Source organism: Paenibacillus ihumii (assembly GCF_001403875.1).
GTDB classification, from domain to species: Bacteria; Bacillota; Bacilli; order Paenibacillales; family Paenibacillaceae; genus Fontibacillus; species Fontibacillus ihumii.
This window is the reverse complement of record NZ_LN884299.1, coordinates 1,339,351-1,355,701: the sequence shown is the minus strand read 5'-3', so window position 1 is coordinate 1,355,701 and position 16,351 is coordinate 1,339,351. Positions and strand designations below refer to the sequence as shown.

Below are 16,351 nucleotides of genomic sequence, written 5' to 3'. Positions count from 1 at the left end.
AAAAAACATCGATATATTAAAAAAAGGCTCCCGAAGGAACCTATGATCTAAGACTTGACGTGCTTCTGCATTTGTAAAATGGCGGATTTCTCGAGCCTGGACACCTGCGCCTGGGATATGCCGATCTCGTCAGCGACCTCCATCTGCGTCTTCCCTTCGAAGAACCGCATCGACAGAATCATCTTCTCGCGCCGGTTCAGGCGCTGCATCGCCTCCCGCAAGGCGATTTCCTCAATCCAGGATACATCCTTGTTCTTGTCATCGCTGATTTGATCCATGACGTAGATCGGATCTCCGCCATCATGATAAATCGGCTCGAACAAGGATACCGGATCCTGGATCGCGTCCAGGGCGAAGACCACGTCCTCCTTCGGCAAGCCCAGCGCTTCGGAAATTTCGAAGATCGTCGGCTCCCGGGAATTCTGGTTGGTCAGGCTGTCGCGCATTTGCAGCGCTTTATAGGCAATGTCCCGCAGGCTCCGGGATACCCTGATCGGATTATTATCCCTTAAATAACGCCTGATCTCGCCGATGATCATCGGCACGGCATAGGTCGAGAATTTTACATTTTGCGATAAATCGAAATTATCGATGGCTTTCATGAGTCCGATGCAGCCGACCTGAAATAAGTCGTCTACAAACTCCCCCCGATTATTGAATCGCTGGATGACACTCAGCACTAGCCTAAGGTTGCCATTCACTAACTTTTCTCTGGCTGATCTTACATTGTCCTGCTGCAGGGAGCGGAACAACTCGCGCATTTCCACATTGGTTAGAACGGGCAATTTTGCAGTATCAACACCGCAAATCTCGACTTTGTTTCGGGTCATCGTGTCTTTACCTCCCAAGGAGAAACTTAATGATCATTATCTCCCGGGACTGCATTTTTATTCCTTTATTTCGCCCCCTAGACCATCTTATTGAATTCCTTGCGGAGTCGTTTAATGATCCTTTTCTCCAGCCGGGAAATATAAGATTGCGATATTCCCAACAGGTCGGCTACGTCTTTTTGCGTCTTCTCGTCACCATCCACCAGGCCGAAGCGCAGCTCCATAATCATCCTCTCCCGCTCGGTCAGCTTATCGAGCGCTTTGTGGAGCAGCTTGCGATCCACCTGCTCCTCTATATTGCGGTAAATGGTGTCATTCTCCGTTCCAAGCACGTCGGAGAGCAGCAGCTCATTGCCATCCCAGTCAATGTTGAGCGGCTCGTCAAAGGACACTTCCGTACGAATTTTGCTGTTGCGCCGTAAATACATAAGTATTTCATTCTCGATGCAGCGGGAAGCATACGTTGCCAGCTTGATTTTCTTCTCCGGATCGAACGTATTGACGGCCTTGATCAGCCCGATAGCTCCGATCGACACGAGATCCTCGATATTGATGCCCGTATTCTCGAATTTGCGGGCGATATATACGACTAGGCGCAGATTTCGTTCGATGAGCATAGCCCGGATCGCGGAATCTCCCGTGGACAAGCGCTGCAGCAAATACTCTTCTTCCTCTCTCGTCAACGGAGGGGGGAGCGCCTCACTGCCGCCGATATAGTAGATTTCCTCGCTCTTAAGCCCGAACAGGAACAACAGCCGGTAATACTGCAATTGCAACATCAACTTCCATCTAACACGCATTTCTTTTCCTCCTAATATCACGATCCTGATGTACCTGCAAGATAATCCCCTTCCGCCTCTGCAGCGCTGTCTTCAAGCAGCACCGGATGGATAATCGCCCGATAAGCCGCATCCGCAGATAAGCAGCCCCCGTCCAATCCGATAAGCACCCGGGCCGCCGTCGTTGCCCTTCCGCCCTGAATAATCGACACTTCATCCGGCTTCAGGGCGATCATGAATTGCGAGCCCTTGTTAATTCCCCGGTAAGGCACAAGCCGCAGGCGATCCCTCCAGGGAAACGATTCTTCGTCGCTCCATTCCATAATGAGGTTGTCCGCTTGCTCTGCAGCTAGCTTGGCCAGCCAATCCTCCGGCAGCACCTGATCCCATAGCGAGGCTTCCATGACCATAACGGGCCATCTCGTCAACGGATCCTTCAGCTGATTGCCGGTATCGACCAGGCCGGTGCAATATACCGTCGTGTCATCAATGCGCACCTCCACCTCGGCCAGACAGCTTGCTACACGCTCTAGAGAACGCCGGGAGGAAACCACCATTTTGAACCATAGAACCACTATAAAGAAAACAACGAGCGTGAATAATGAGCCCACTTCAAGCGTAAAGCCAAGCCCCCCGGATGCTGAATACCATATTCCGCTCCACACCTCTCCGGAATTTTGCAGCAAATAATGAATGCCCAATATCCCGCCGGCAGCTGCAAAATTCACCATGTAAAAGGCTCCCATATTCCGCAAATAGTTTTGCAGACTAGCGTAACCGAAGGCAATCCATAGCATGACGACCGAGAATAGGAACTTTATGAGGAAAGTAAACAAAAAAGATAGTTCCGGGAGAAACATCATCACTACATAAGCAGCACCCACAGCCGACGAAGCCATGATTCGCCATGCCCTGACCCGCTGCTTCCTGATCCACGCTGTCAACAGCAGCAAGCACGCATCGATCAACAGATTCATCAGGAATATTAGATCGAGATAGACGACCATTTTGCTTCACCTGCCTAGCGCTCCCTAATCTTCTTCCCGGTATGCTAGAAGAGCGTACTTAAGTTAAGCCAAAGGAGTTGCTATCAGTATAATGAGAAGCGGTCGTAAAGTCTGTCTAAAATTGGGCGAGGATAAGTACTAGTTTTGTCGAGCAATGCAAAAAACCTCCATTCCACAATACTGTGGAACAGAGGTTTAGATTTTGGGGAGATTTGGTCAAAATTAATCGTTATTGTGACGGGAACGGTTGCGAAGAAAGGTCGGGATATCCAATTGATCACCGCTGCTCGGTTGATTTCCGAAAGGTCTCAGGGAAGAGGCCGCGCGGTTCTCTGGCGTTCCAGCGGCGTCCGGAGCTGGTTTGCGTACCGGCGCTGCCGAGGACTTATGCTCAAATCCGGTCGCGATGACCGTTACCTTGATCTCTTCCTTCAAATTCTCATCGATAATAGCACCAAATATCATGTTCACTTCCGGATCAGAAGCAGAAATAACGATCTCAGCCGCCTCATTGACTTCATACAAGGACAGGTTCGATCCGCCTGTAATGTTCATAATTACACCGCGAGCGCCTTCGATCGAAGTCTCAAGCAGGGGACTCATGATGGCTTTGCGCGCTGCCTCGGCCGCACGGTTCTCGCCTGTAGCTTCGCCGATTCCCATCAGGGCGGAACCGCGCTCCGTCATTATCGTCTTCACGTCTGCAAAGTCGAGGTTGATGAGGCCCGGGACAGCGATCAGGTCGGAAATGCCTTGAACCGCTTGACGCAGCACATTATCCGCCTCGCGGAACGCTTCGAGCATCGGCGTCTTCTTGTCCACAATTTCAAGGAGGCGATCGTTAGGAATCACGATAAGGGTGTCTACCTTCTCCTTCAAAGCTTCAATGCCATGCTCCGCATGGGATGAGCGCTTGCGTCCCTCAAAGGTAAACGGGCGAGTAACCACGCCTACAGTCAGAGCTCCGCACTCTTTAGCGATTTCGGCAATGACCGGGGCTGCCCCCGTTCCCGTTCCGCCGCCCATTCCGGCAGTTACGAACACCATATCCGCGCCCTTAAGCGTATTGGCAATCAGTTCGCGCGACTCTTCTGCCGCTTTCTTGCCTACCTCAGGGTTCGCCCCTGCTCCAAGTCCGCGAGTCAGCTTATCCCCGATTTGCAGCTTGTGCTCGGACTTAGCTAAATGAAGGGCCTGGGCATCCGTATTCACCGTAATGAACTCGACGCCCTGCACCCCGTTCTCGATCATTCTGTTCACAGCGTTGCTACCGCCACCGCCAACACCAATGACTTTTATTTGAGCCAAACTCTCCATTTCGAAATCAAATTCCAACATACTCTTCCATCTCCCCCTCATTGTCCATGGATGGCCCGTCCATCTTGAAGTTAAATGAATTCACTGAATAAGCTCTTCAGACGTTCCATAATCCCCGGTTTGCTCGCGCTCTCTTGGGCAGCTACCGGTTTATTCCGATTAGTTGCTTTCTTGCCACCGTTACCGGTATTCCGGACGCGGATATTCTTGATAACCTTATACAATATGCCAACGCCTCCCGTATAGCCGGGATCACGGACACCGATATAATCCGGCACAGCGACCCGCACGGAAGCGGCCAATTCCTCTTGTGCAACTTTGAGAAGCCCCGGCATTGACACGGTTCCTCCCGTAAGTATATAACCTCCGGGCAGCTCATTGTAACCGAGTCTTTTGACTTCCTGCCGGATCATTTGAAATATTTCCTGGACGCGAGGCTCAGCGATCGCCGCCAGATCCTCCTGGCTGAATTCCTTGTCCACATTGCTGCCGATTCTCGTAACCTTGAACGTCACGTCCGCCGCTGAATCCTCGATTGAGGCGCAGCCGTATTTCAGCTTCACTTTCTCCGCCTGATCCGTCAGCGTACGGAGGCCGTAAGCAATGTCATTCGTTATAAATTCTCCCCCTATCGGAAGCGTGGATGTCGCTGTGATTGTGCCGCTTTCGAACACTGCGATTGTGGTGGAGCCCGCGCCGATGTCTACCAGCACGGAGCCCATCGTCTTCTCATCCTTGGATAGCGCAAGCTGACCTGCTCCAAGGGACAGCAATACGAGATCGCTTACCTTCAATCCCGCCTTCTCAACGCACCGAAGCAAATTATGTATTGCTGTCTTAGCGCCTGTAACGATCGTAGCCTCGACTTCCAAGCGAACCCCGATCATCCCCCGCGGGTCTTGGATTCCTTCCAGCCCGTCCACCACGTATTGCTTCGCGACCACATCAATAATTTCCCGCTCCGGAGGCAGAGCAATCACTTCCGCGGCTTTCAGCACGCGATCGATGTCCTCTTCCCCGATTTCGCGGTCTTCATTCTGTACGGCTACTACCCCATGGCTCGTCTGGAGTCCGATGTGATTACCCGAAATGCCGACGTATACTTCCGATATTTGAATACCTACCATTCGTTCCGCATGATCAACAGCACTGCGGATCGATTGAACGGTTTGGTCAATATCTACAATCGCGCCTTTGCGAATTCCTTCCGAGTCGGCAGATCCAACTCCAATAATATTAAAGGTTCCATTACTAATTTCCCCAATAATAGCACGAACTTTGGATGTACCGATGTCCAAACTAACAATGATGTCATTGTTGCTCAAGCCCTGGCACCTCCTGCTTCCCATTCAAAATTGGTTTAACCCTAATTAAATGCACTCTTTACATATTCAACACCGTTTGACCTTTCCCTCTTTTTTCTACAATATTTTTGAATTCCATCTTTTGCATAAAGTAGGATAAAGGTAACGATAGAATAGGTTTGTAGTCCTTTTTGTCCAAGTTGTGGATTTAGAAAAAAGGCCACTGTAAAAACTAGCCCATAAAATGTATTTTACCATTAATTTTTACTTATGAGTAGTGTCATTTTGCTCTCCCTCCGGCTCGTAAGGGATATATGAGTCGGCCTCCAGCAAGGTCAGCGTGCCGGGATCCTGGGACTCCAGAATAGAGTTCAAATATTCCAGCTTTGCCGGGAGCAAAGAAATGGCCGTTACCACCTCGAATTTAGAGCCCGTGTACAGCTTGACCCGGTCGGGGTAGGACACGGTGGGCGACGGGACAATCTCCGAAATATCAGAGACCTGGTCATCCGGAATTTGAGCCAGTACCTCACAGAGCTTGGCCAAATAGGGATCATCATCTTTCCATCCCGTCAGGATCGGCCTCTCCATCGGCATGGAGCCGATCCCCAGTGGGATTTTAGTCCCGTTTGCAAGCAGGCCCTTCAACCCCTCGTCCACACTTAGCTCGTAAGCTGCGAGCGGGTGCTCCTTAATCCGGATCGTTATCCCTCCGGGGAAGGACTTGTCCACCTCCGCCGACTCGACGGATGGAATCTTCGTCATCCGCTTGGCAATCGTTTCGGAACTTGTCCCGAAGAACGGAGCGCCTAGCTTCAAGCCGCTGACTTCCAGCAACACCTCATCAGACGTGTAAGAGCTGCCTTCAAAGGTAATGCTGGATATTTTACTCAGCGAGGAACGAAAAAAAAGCACCGCGAGCAAAGCCAAGAACAACAGAATCAATATCCCGGCGACTTTCTTGCTGCTTCTCTTCTTCGGTTTTGGTTGCTTCAACACTGGCATATTGGCTTTAGACATAACATTTCTCCGATATATTGTAATGTACAAAGCCTTTATCCCCTCCTGCGGAGGGGATAGTTCAAGGCATCATCAGGCTAGATCCAGCTGCTTCAGGACAGGAGCATCCCGGCTTACGATGCCTCCCAGCCGCTGAAACATCACTTCTATTCGATCATATCCACGGTCAATATGGTACACCTGCTCAACGACCGTCTTGCCTTGCGCGGCCAATCCGGCTATCACGAGTGCGGCACCGGCTCTCAAATCCGTCGCTTCCACAGTAGCGCCATACAATCTCGGCACGCCGCGGATAATCGCTGCATTCATGTCCACGGAAATATCTGCACCCATCCTTACCAATTCATCGACATGCTTGAATCGGCCTTCAAAAACCGTCTCTTTCATCAGGCTTACGCCATCCGCCAAAGATAACAATACCATGACCTGGGACTGCAGGTCGGTGGGAAAGGAAGGGTACGGCGAGGTTACGATCCGTTCTACCGCTTTAAGGCGGCCTACCCCGCTTACCGTTATTATATCATTGCAGGTACTGATTTGAACACCGGCCCGGCGCAGCACATGCAGCAGCGAGACCAGGTGGGATGGATTGCAGTGCGTCAGTGTAATCGTCCCTCTCGTTGCAGCCGCGGCAATCAGCGCCGTTCCAGCCACAATCCGGTCGGGAATGATCTCGTAATCGCAGGGATAGAGACGAGTTACACCCTTTATTGTAATCGTATCAGTACCCGCTCCCATAATACTTGCACCCATCGCGTTAAGGAAATTTTGCAGATCCTGAATTTCGGGCTCCCGTGCCGCATTCGTAATGACGGTCGTGCCTTCAGCCAGCGCGGCAGCCATCATAATATTTTCCGTAGCGCCCACACTCGGGAAATCCAGATGGATGTCGCTGCCCACAAGCCTGCTCGCCCTGCACCATATTTGTTGATCATGCTCCTCGATAACGGCTCCAAGAGCCTGTAATCCCCGCAAATGCAAATCGATTTTCCGTTCACCGATCGCGCAGCCGCCGGGCTGGTATATGCATACCTCCTTGAATCTCGCAAGCAGCGGGCCCATCAGAAAAATGGAAGAGCGCATCTGCTTCATCAAATCCTCCGGCACATGGCTGGAATCTGCGCCGCTGGCGTCGACCATGACGGTGTCGCCCTTATGAACCGTTTTGCAGCCTAGTCGGCTCAAAATGCCAAGCATAACATCAATATCGAGCAAACGAGGAACATTTCGAAGTTGCACCGCCCCTTCAGACAGCAGGCTGGCCGCCAAAATAGGCAGTGCGGCATTTTTAGCACCATGGATTTGGATGGTTCCTGATAGGGGTCTCCCGCCTTCAATCACCAATTTGTCCAATGTATCACCTCCGAGTTTACCGTTCACCCACGAAGTAAACCTCAGGCACCAGAGCGATATCATATTTGGTGGCAATGGTGTCTTTGATCAGCTCCATGAGCGCGAGAACGTCCTCTGCTGTCGCTTGCCCCGTATTGACAATGAAATTGGCATGCAGCTCGGATATTTGCGCGCCGCCTATAGTCCGCCCCTTGAGTCCCGCCGCTTCGATCAGCCTGGCCGCGTGATCCCCTGCAGGATTGCGGAACACGCTGCCCGCGCAGGGCTGCTGAAGCGGCTGGGTCTTCCGCCGGCGATCCTTATAAGTAGCCATGGCAGCCGCGATCTCCAGGCGATCCCCCTCCTCCAGGGTGAAGATGGCATTGGCCACCACGCCTCGGCTCCCGTGCAGGATGGAATGGCGGTATGCAAATTCCATATCCCGAGCATTGTAAGTTACCAACTCACCCGTCTCCAGAACAATTTCAGCGGATTTAAATATGCGTGACACATCAGACCCGTGAGCGCCGGCGTTCATATATACGGCTCCACCAACGGTTCCTGGAATACCCCCAGCAAATTCCAGTCCGGTCATGCCTTCTTTCCCCGCCATAATGCTCAGTCTAACGAACGAGGCGCCTCCCCCCGCTTCGACCTCGGTTCCCCGAAATTGGATCTGCTCCATTCCCCTGCCCAGCTTGATAACCGCACCCCTAATGCCCCTATCGGATACGAGCATGTTGGAGCCCTTTCCTACCATTAACCAAGGAATCTGTTCTTCGTAAAGCCGGCGGATCAAATTGGCCAGCTGCTGCTTATTTTCCGGGACGATCAGCGCATCGGCCGGCCCTCCTATTTTCCATGTCGTGTACTTCGACATCGGCTCGTTGGGCAAGACCGTGCCTACTTCCTGCTCCGACAATTTCGATATCCACTGCTGCATCTGAAAATCCCTCCTTGACTAACATGCCGAATCCCGTCCGGTATCAGGCCGTCCGATGATCGGTTCCATCCGTAATATCGTCCACCGGCTGCAGGGTTCGCGGAAACGGCGCAGGGTAGCGTTATTCCTGCCGTTCGCCGCATGGATTGTCACGATTTATATGGTATCTTATGCCCCCATAAGTAAGAGTGTGACAAAGGCCCAGCCTCCGGCAGAGCTCTAGCGTGTTCCTTGACTGCGAACGAGGCGCCGCATTTCCTCCACGATCAAATGTGCCGATTCCGGCTTGCCGAGCTTCCTCGCAGCCGCCGACATCGATCGGTGAAGGGACCCGTCCGTCATGATGCGTTCGATCGCTGCGAACAATGAGCCGCCGCTAAGCTCCGGCTCGGAAATCACCTCGGCCGCTCCGGCCTTCTCCAACGATCTGGCATTCTTCTCCTGATGATTGTTCGTTACGTTCGGCGACGGGATCAGGATAGACGGAATCCCCAGCGCGGTAATCTCCGCCAGGAAGGATGCGCCCGCCCGGTTCACAATCAGCGAGGTGCTGGCCAGCACCTCAGGCATGTTGTGCACATAAGGCAGTACCCGTAAATTTCCAGGCATTTCACCGACTCTCGCAAGGATATTCGACTTCGTAGTTTCATAGTAGCTTTCACCGGTAACATAAATAAAAGAAATATGCTCCAGCCTGCTGACAGAAGGCGACATGTCCACCATCGCGTCGTTAATCGCCTTCGCCCCGCGGCTTCCTCCCACAACGAGAACAATCAGGCTGTTCGGAGGGAGTCCTAATGAAGCATATCCCTTGTTTTTATCCGCCTCAAAAACAGTCGTGGCCCGAGGATTTCCGGTATACAGAATCTTCTTCGCCGCTGGAAAGGCAGCGCCTGACCCCTCGAAGCTGACGGCCACCGTCGATACGTATTTGCTCAAGAAGCGGTTCGTCAGCCCGGGAACGGCATTCTGCTCATGAATAATGCTCGGAATGCCTAGCTTAGCCGCCGCATAGACGACCGGTCCGCAGACGTAGCCTCCCGTGCCGATGACCACATCCGGCTTGAATTCACGCAGCATTCGCTTGGAAGTACGCACGCCCTTCAGAAAACGCATAATCGTCTTGACATTGTCAAACGACAGCTTCCGGCGAAAGCCGGTGATATTAATAGCTTTAAAAGGTATATTCTCTTTGGGCACCAGGGAGCTCTCCAGCCCCCTTTCGCCGCCAATATATAAAAACTCGGAATCAGGGTATTCCGCACCGCATTGATTCGCGATTGCCAGAGCGGGATAAATATGCCCTCCCGTCCCGCCGCCGCTAAGCACGACGCGCATACATATTCACCTCGCATAACGGGATAAGTTCAATAAAATACCTAACGCTGTCAGCATTAGCGTAAGCGACGAGCCTCCGTAGCTGATCAGCGGCAGGGTGATGCCCGTGACAGGCATGAGACCGATGACGACGCCGATATTGATGACAACCTGTACAGCTACCATACCGACAATGCCGACGGCAAGCAAGCTTCCGAAGCTGTCTTCTACTGTCATCGCCACTCTCATGCCCCTCCATACCAATACAAGAAACAGAAGAAGAACCAGCAATCCGCCGATAAAGCCGAGCTCCTCGGCCAGAATAGAAAAAATGAAATCCGTCTGCGGCTCGGGAACATAACTGTATTTCTGGCGGCTCATCCCGAGCCCCAGGCCAGCTAGTCCGCCAGGACCGATTGCATAGAGCGATTGAATGATTTGATACCCGGCGCCAAGCGGGTCGGACCACGGGTCAAGAAAAGCGGTAATCCGCTGCAGACGGTACGGCGCAGCTAGTATGAGTCCGACGAAACCGATCACGCCGATCGCGGCCAGTCCGGCCAAATGCTTGATTCTCGCCCCAGCGGTAAATACGATCAGCAGAGATGCGCCCATCATGACCGTACCGGTGCCTAAATCCGGCTGCAGCATGATAAGACCGAATGCAAGCCCCATGACGGCCAGCGGAGGCAGCAGCCCCCTTGTAAATATCGTAATCTTGTAATCTTCCTTGCTAAGCCAATAAGAGAGAAACAGAATCATGCCGAGCTTCATGAACTCGGAGGGCTGAATGCCGAAAGAACTAATGCCGAGCCAGCTTCTCGCTCCGCCGCGCACCACGCCGATTCCGGGAACAAGCACGATGACGAGCAGGGCGAAGCAGACCAGCAGGCCGATCTTCGCATACTTGCGGAGATGGCGGTAATCCAGGTTCATCATGAAGAACATGGCCACCAGACCAAGCACGGCGAACAGAAGCTGCCGCTTGACGAAATAGAACGAATCGCCGTAATCATGAAAAGCGAGAACGGAGCCCGCGCTATATACCATTACAAGCCCTATAGACAACAGTCCCAAAATGCTGGACATTAACCAGAAATCCGGTGCCATGCGATTTTTGCCCATCGTGGAAGCCACCTCTTAACCGAAAGTAGGGGCTTTTCCACCCCCCTACTTAAAGGGTATGCACCGCCTCTTTAAAAATGCGTCCCCGTTCCTCGTAAGAAGCAAACATATCCCAGCTTGCACAGGCTGGCGATAGCAGAACGATATCCCCCGGCTCCGCTAGAGCGGCAGCCTTGCGAGTAGCGGTACGCAGCGTCTCGGCGGCATTGTCTTCAGTATCGACAAGCAGGGCGTCCGATAATCCGGCAAGCTCAGCAATGCGGGCTATTTTCTCCTTCGTCTCTCCCAGCGCCACGACGGCTTTGACCTTGTTCCGAAATACAGGAACCAGCTCCATATAATCAGAGCCGCGATCCAGCCCGCCGGCAATGAGCACGATCGGCGCATCCAGCGCCTCGATCGCCATTGTTGTCGCCTTGGAATTGGTAGCCTTCGAATTATTATAGTAGGCCACGCCCTCTTTAACAGCAACATGCTCCAGACGGTGCTCCACGCCGCGGAACGCTCGCAACTGTTCGATTAGCTGATCCGGGCTGGCTCCTGCAGCAAGGCAGGCAGCTATAGCAGCAAGTGCATTCTCCACATTGAAGCGTCCAGGCAGGCCGATCTCGTCCACGCGAATAATATCGATGACAGACCCGTCTGAGTCTCGGTAGACCGCCGTTCTTGGTCCCCCGTCCGTCTCATTAGGCAGATACGGAGGCTCAATGTAGACTCCTTCCGACATCAGGCGCTCCGACATAGAGAACGGGACAAGTCTAGCCGATATATAAGGGACAAGCCCCCGGCATACCGGATCGTCCCAGTTGATAACCGCTGTGTCCGATTCCGTCTGATTGGCAAACAGCTTGGCCTTGGAGGAAATGTAATCCTCCATCGAGCCGTGGTAATCCAGATGCGTCTCAGCGACATTGAGCAGCACGCCGATTGTAGGCCGAAACTGCTGCGTTCCCTTGAGCTGGAAGCTGCTCAGCTCCGCGACCATCCAGTTGTCCGCGCGGGCTTTCTCGGCAGCCTCGCAGAGCGGCGTTCCGATATTGCCTGCAACGATCGGGTTCAGTCCGGCCGATTGCAGCAAGCTGCCGATCCAGGTCGTCGTCGTGGTCTTCCCGTTGGAGCCCGTAATGCCGATCATCGGCGCCGCGCACAAGTGGAAGGCGACCTCAACCTCGGTTACGACGTCAATGCCAAGCCGGGACGCTTGGACGACGGGCGGTGCACTGTAGGGAATGCCTGGGTTCTTTACGACCAGTTCAATCCCTTGATGTATCAGCTCGTCCGGATGTCCCCCGCATAGAACAGAAATTCCCAAAGCCTCTAATTCAGAAGCTTCGGGACATAGATCTCTGTCCTTCTTGTCGTTTACGGTTACGATCGCCCCATGGCGATGGAGGGTTTTGGCCACTTGAACGCCGCTTTTGGCCAGGCCCAGGACGACGACCTGCCGCCCCCGGTATTGTTCTGGATGCTTCATGATTTTACAACCCCTTGTTTAAATAAAGTCCAATCCCTGCGAGCAGCAAGCCGACGGCCCAGAAAGTAACGACGACACGCCACTCCGACCAGCCCGACAGTTCGAAATGGTGGTGAATCGGACTCATTTTGAAAATTCGTTTGCCGCGAGTTTTGAAGGAAATGACCTGCAGCACGACGGACAGCATCTCAATAACGAAGACCCCGCCGATGACGAGAAACAGAAGCTCGCTCTTCGTGATGATTGCAATAGCAGCGATAGCGCCCCCGATCCCGAGCGATCCGGTATCTCCCATAAATACTTTTGCCGGGTGGGCATTGAAGACGAGAAAGCCCAGTACAGCGCCAATCATCGCCGCTGCGCAGACCGCCGCCGGGATGGATGTCGCCTGCATCGCAATCACGGCATACGCACCGAAGGCAATAGCGCTCACGCCCGACAGCAGGCCGTCAAGTCCATCGGTGAAATTCACCGCGTTGCTGATCGCCAGCATCATTAGAATAATGAAAGGATAATAGAACCAGCCTCCCCAATCGAAGGAGACTTTCGTGCCCGGAATGCCCAGCGCGGTGCTGTGCCCCTCGGAAATCAACAGGACGCAGACGATGCCGGCGAACAGGAGCTGTCCGAACAGCTTCTGTCTAGGCGTTAGTCCCAAGGAGCGTTTGAATACAATTTTAATGTAATCATCCAGAAAGCCGACCAGACCGAATCCAAGTGTAGCTACGAGCAGCACGTAAAAATCCGTATTAACGACCGAGAATTTCAGGAACGCCAGTGCAAAAGCTAAAATAATGACGATACCGCCCATCGTCGGCGTCCCCGCCTTCTTCTGATGGCTCTGCGGTCCTTCGCCGCGAATCTGCTGGCCGAATTTCAACCGCCGCAAAAGCGGGATAAGCAGCGGAGCCAGAATGACAGCAAGTATGAAGGACACTCCGATTGTTAGCAATATAAGTCCAAAATCCATGGGATCACCCCCTTATAGCCGGTATTATTGATGTAAGTCGCTGTTTTTCACAGCTTCGACGACTTCCTCGAGCCGCATTCCCCGGGACGCCTTGACGAGAACGACATCCCCGGGATGCAGTACGTCCAGCAGCCCCGCTATGAGCTCAGCTTTATCAGTATATGCATGAATACTCTGTGGGTCCAGATGCTCTGCGGCGCCTTCTGCAATCTTCTCGCCCAGCGTCCCATAGGTGAACAGCCGGTCTATCTTGCCGCCCTTCAAGAAGGCGCCCACCTCCCGGTGCAAATCGCCCTCAGTCTCCCCTAGCTCCAGCATGTCGCCCAATACGGCAACTTTGCAGCGGTAACCCTTCATGTTCTCGAGTACGCCGATAGCCGCCTTCATGGCCGTAGGGCTTGCATTGTAAGCATCATTCAAAATCGTAATTCCGCTGCGGCCCTTCACAACCTCAATCCGCATGCCCGTCAGCTGGATCCGGGACAGCCCTTCCTTGATGGCCGCCTCCGTCACGCCGAAATAGCGGGCTACGGCGATGGCCGCAAGGCCGTTAACGACGTTGTGCTGTCCCAGCAGCGGCAGATGAAGCGGCTCGCCCCCTCCGGCGCTGGACGTAAACACGGTGCCATCCTCAAGGAACATTAAGCCGACCGGATAATCGTCATTATGCGGCTGCAGGCCGAAGGTCGCCGTATGAAAGCTCTCCGGCTTCAGCGTGTCTGGCTCCCGGAGCACCTCTGGAATCAGCGGCTCATCGCCGTCATAGATCAGCGTGCCCCCGGATTTCAGCCCTGCCAGTATTTCCAGCTTGGCCCGGGCGATTTCCAGCCTGGAGCCCAACTGCATCAAATGGGCCTCGCCGATGTTGGTGATAACCGCCACCTCCGGCTCGGCGAGCTTCGAGAGCAGCTCGATTTCATGCCGCCCGCTCATCCCCATCTCCAGCACGGCAATTTCCGCATCCTCTGGCATGGCGAGAATCGTCAGCGGCAGGCCGATATGATTATTGAAATTTCCTTGCGTCTTATGCACGTTGAAGGTGGTCGACAGCAGGGAAAATACGATATCCTTGGTCGTCGTTTTGCCATTGCTTCCGGTAATGCCTACAACTCTAGCTCCGCTCTCTTTCAGATAGCTGTGCGCGAGCTGCTGCAGGGCCACCAGCGTGTCCTTCACGATAACGGCCGGCCCCGGGGGATTGCCCTTGGCTTTGTCCCATAACACGGCATCGGCTCCCGCCGCCAGGCAATCCGCGGCAAAATCATGTCCGTCAAACCGCTCGCCTGCAAGCGGAATAAACAAGCAGCCCTTCGAGATGCTGCGGGAATCCGTCGTTACACCTTGTATTTTCAAATCAGCGTCTTCCGGCCTGCGGAGTTCCCCGCCGCACATCGCCGCTATTTCGCTCAAATTTCTCTTTATCACTTGCTCAAGCCCCTTATCGCTTCTTTGGCAACGATCCGATCATCGAAATCGTACACCGCTGTTCCGATCAGTTGATAGGTCTCATGACCTTTCCCCGCAATCAATACTACATCTTCACTGCTTGCCATTTCAATAGCCTTTTGGATGGCTTCCCGGCGATCGGCAATAAGCTCGTAGCGCTCTTTTGGCACTTTGTCCTCCTCCAGCCCGGTCGCAATATCGCTCAGGATAGCCACTGGATCCTCCGTGCGGGGATTGTCGGACGTGACGATGACATGCTGCGCGTAACGGGCAGCTATTCTTCCCATGATCGGCCGCTTCATCCGGTCCCGGTCCCCGCCGCAGCCGAATACGCAAATTACCCGTCCTACTGCAAACTCCGAAACTGTGCGCAGCACGTTCTCGAGACCGTCCGGCGTATGGGCATAATCGACGATAACGGCGAACGGCTGGCCTTCATCCACGGCCTCAACCCGTCCGTCAACTCCCTTGAGAGCTTCCAGGCTTTCTTTGATACGATTCAGCGGAACACCCTCCAGCAGGGCTGCGGCAATGGCCGCCAGGGCATTGTAAACGTTGAATTTGCCTACCATTCGAAGCGCTACGTCGGTGCTGCCCTGAAACGTATCAACATGAAAGGAAGTTCCCCTGGCCGTGATAGAAATGTCCGTTGCCCGGATATCCGCCGGGTTCTCGACGCCGTAGGTGATGACCTCCGCTGCCGTTTGCTTCGCGAAATAAGCCGAAGCCGGGTCGTCTGCGTTCAGCACCGCATAGCTCCGGAGCCCGGGATCCTCTTCATAGGTATTCCCCAGCCGGGAGAAGAACAGCCCCTTGGCGGCGCGATACTCCTCCATTGTATGGTGATAGTCCAAATGATCCTGCGTCAGATTCGTGAAGACCGCCGTACGGAATCTCGTCCCTTTGACCCTTCCCTGCTCAAGCGCATGCGAAGATACCTCCATGACGCAATAATCCACGCCGCTCTGCGTCATTTCATCCAAATACCGCTGCAGATCCAGCGACTCCGGCGTCGTTCTCGGCATCGGAAAGGCTTGCCCTGCGTATTTGCGCTCGATAGTCCCGATCAAGCCCGTATTGATGCCCTGATCCGCCAAGATGCGATCGATGAGATATGTCGTCGTCGTCTTTCCATTCGTCCCCGTCACTCCGATGACCTTCAGCCGCTTGCTTGGCATGCGATAGAATACATTGCCCAAAATCGCCATCGCCAGCCTGCTGTCGCCCACTTCAAGCTGCGGCAGGCCGATATGCTCCAAATGCCGTTCTACAACAAGCGCAGCAGCACCCCGCTCTGCGGCCTGCGGAGCGAAATCATGCCCATCCACCGTATGTCCCGGCAGGCAGACGAACAGGTCTCCAGCCTGCACCTGCCTTGAATCGATGGCGATGCCCTGGCAAGCCGTTCCGCCGTCGCCGTGTATTCTAGATGCAATTAAATATGTAGCCAGTTCTGATAGCAGCATTTAAGACCCCTCCGTCAAATG

Annotated in this window: 14 protein-coding genes; all 14 read right to left on the bottom strand. The window is 53.6% G+C overall.

Going from position 1 to position 16,351, the window contains the following annotated elements:
* Positions 1 to 47 precede the first annotated feature (47 nt).
* The 14 genes from sigG to BN2762_RS13445 all read right to left on the bottom strand — a co-directional run bounded on the left by sigG (position 48) and on the right by BN2762_RS13445 (position 16,330).
* Positions 48 to 830 (bottom strand): RNA polymerase sporulation sigma factor SigG, encoded by a 783-nt coding sequence (gene sigG, locus BN2762_RS13510; RefSeq protein ID WP_055107480.1) that lies wholly within the window; start codon positions 828 to 830, stop codon positions 48 to 50.
* Positions 831 to 907: 77 nt separating this feature from the next.
* Positions 908 to 1,630 (bottom strand): RNA polymerase sporulation sigma factor SigE, encoded by a 723-nt coding sequence (gene sigE, locus BN2762_RS13505; protein ID WP_055107479.1) that lies wholly within the window; start codon positions 1,628 to 1,630, stop codon positions 908 to 910.
* Positions 1,631 to 1,647: 17 nt separating this feature from the next.
* On the bottom strand, positions 1,648 to 2,616 hold the full coding sequence (spoIIGA, locus tag BN2762_RS13500; RefSeq protein ID WP_055107478.1) for a sigma-E processing peptidase SpoIIGA: 969 nt from the start codon (positions 2,614 to 2,616) through the stop codon (positions 1,648 to 1,650).
* A gap of 222 nt (positions 2,617 to 2,838) precedes the next feature.
* Positions 2,839 to 3,954 carry a cell division protein FtsZ gene (gene ftsZ / locus BN2762_RS13495; RefSeq protein ID WP_055107477.1) on the bottom strand — a complete coding sequence of 372 codons (1,116 nt, stop codon included), beginning with the start codon at positions 3,952 to 3,954 and terminating at the stop codon, positions 2,839 to 2,841.
* Positions 3,955 to 4,004: 50 nt separating this feature from the next.
* Positions 4,005 to 5,258, bottom strand: coding sequence for a cell division protein FtsA (gene ftsA, locus BN2762_RS13490; protein WP_055107476.1), 1,254 nt, complete (start codon positions 5,256 to 5,258; stop codon positions 4,005 to 4,007).
* A gap of 243 nt (positions 5,259 to 5,501) precedes the next feature.
* On the bottom strand, positions 5,502 to 6,257 hold the full coding sequence (locus tag BN2762_RS13485) for a cell division protein FtsQ/DivIB (RefSeq protein WP_055110022.1): 756 nt from the start codon (positions 6,255 to 6,257) through the stop codon (positions 5,502 to 5,504).
* Positions 6,258 to 6,329: 72 nt separating this feature from the next.
* Positions 6,330 to 7,610: a UDP-N-acetylglucosamine 1-carboxyvinyltransferase gene (gene murA / locus BN2762_RS13480; protein ID WP_055107475.1), complete on the bottom strand. Its 1,281-nt coding sequence runs from the start codon at positions 7,608 to 7,610 to the stop codon at positions 6,330 to 6,332.
* A 16-nt stretch (positions 7,611 to 7,626) separates the two neighbouring features.
* Positions 7,627 to 8,532, bottom strand: a complete 906-nt coding sequence (murB, locus tag BN2762_RS13475; protein WP_055107474.1) for a UDP-N-acetylmuramate dehydrogenase — start codon at positions 8,530 to 8,532, stop codon at positions 7,627 to 7,629.
* A gap of 219 nt (positions 8,533 to 8,751) precedes the next feature.
* Positions 8,752 to 9,870: an undecaprenyldiphospho-muramoylpentapeptide beta-N-acetylglucosaminyltransferase gene (murG, locus tag BN2762_RS13470; RefSeq protein ID WP_055107473.1), complete on the bottom strand. Its 1,119-nt coding sequence runs from the start codon at positions 9,868 to 9,870 to the stop codon at positions 8,752 to 8,754.
* Positions 9,871 to 9,876: 6 nt separating this feature from the next.
* On the bottom strand, positions 9,877 to 10,974 hold the full coding sequence (gene spoVE, locus BN2762_RS13465; protein WP_055107472.1) for a stage V sporulation protein E: 1,098 nt from the start codon (positions 10,972 to 10,974) through the stop codon (positions 9,877 to 9,879).
* Between the two features lie 49 nt (positions 10,975 to 11,023).
* Positions 11,024 to 12,448, bottom strand: a complete 1,425-nt coding sequence (murD, locus tag BN2762_RS13460) for a UDP-N-acetylmuramoyl-L-alanine--D-glutamate ligase (protein WP_055107471.1) — start codon at positions 12,446 to 12,448, stop codon at positions 11,024 to 11,026.
* Positions 12,449 to 12,452: 4 nt separating this feature from the next.
* Complete coding sequence (gene mraY, locus BN2762_RS13455) at positions 12,453 to 13,418, bottom strand: phospho-N-acetylmuramoyl-pentapeptide-transferase (protein ID WP_055107470.1); 966 nt, start codon at positions 13,416 to 13,418, stop codon at positions 12,453 to 12,455.
* A 24-nt stretch (positions 13,419 to 13,442) separates the two neighbouring features.
* A complete protein-coding gene (locus tag BN2762_RS13450) occupies positions 13,443 to 14,840 on the bottom strand; it encodes a UDP-N-acetylmuramoyl-tripeptide--D-alanyl-D-alanine ligase (protein ID WP_055110020.1) in 1,398 nt (465 codons plus the stop codon).
* Positions 14,840 to 16,330: a UDP-N-acetylmuramoyl-L-alanyl-D-glutamate--2,6-diaminopimelate ligase gene (locus BN2762_RS13445; RefSeq protein ID WP_055107469.1), complete on the bottom strand. Its 1,491-nt coding sequence runs from the start codon at positions 16,328 to 16,330 to the stop codon at positions 14,840 to 14,842. The genes BN2762_RS13450 and BN2762_RS13445 overlap by 1 nt, the downstream gene beginning before the upstream one ends.
* Between the last annotated feature and the right edge of the window lie 21 nt (positions 16,331 to 16,351).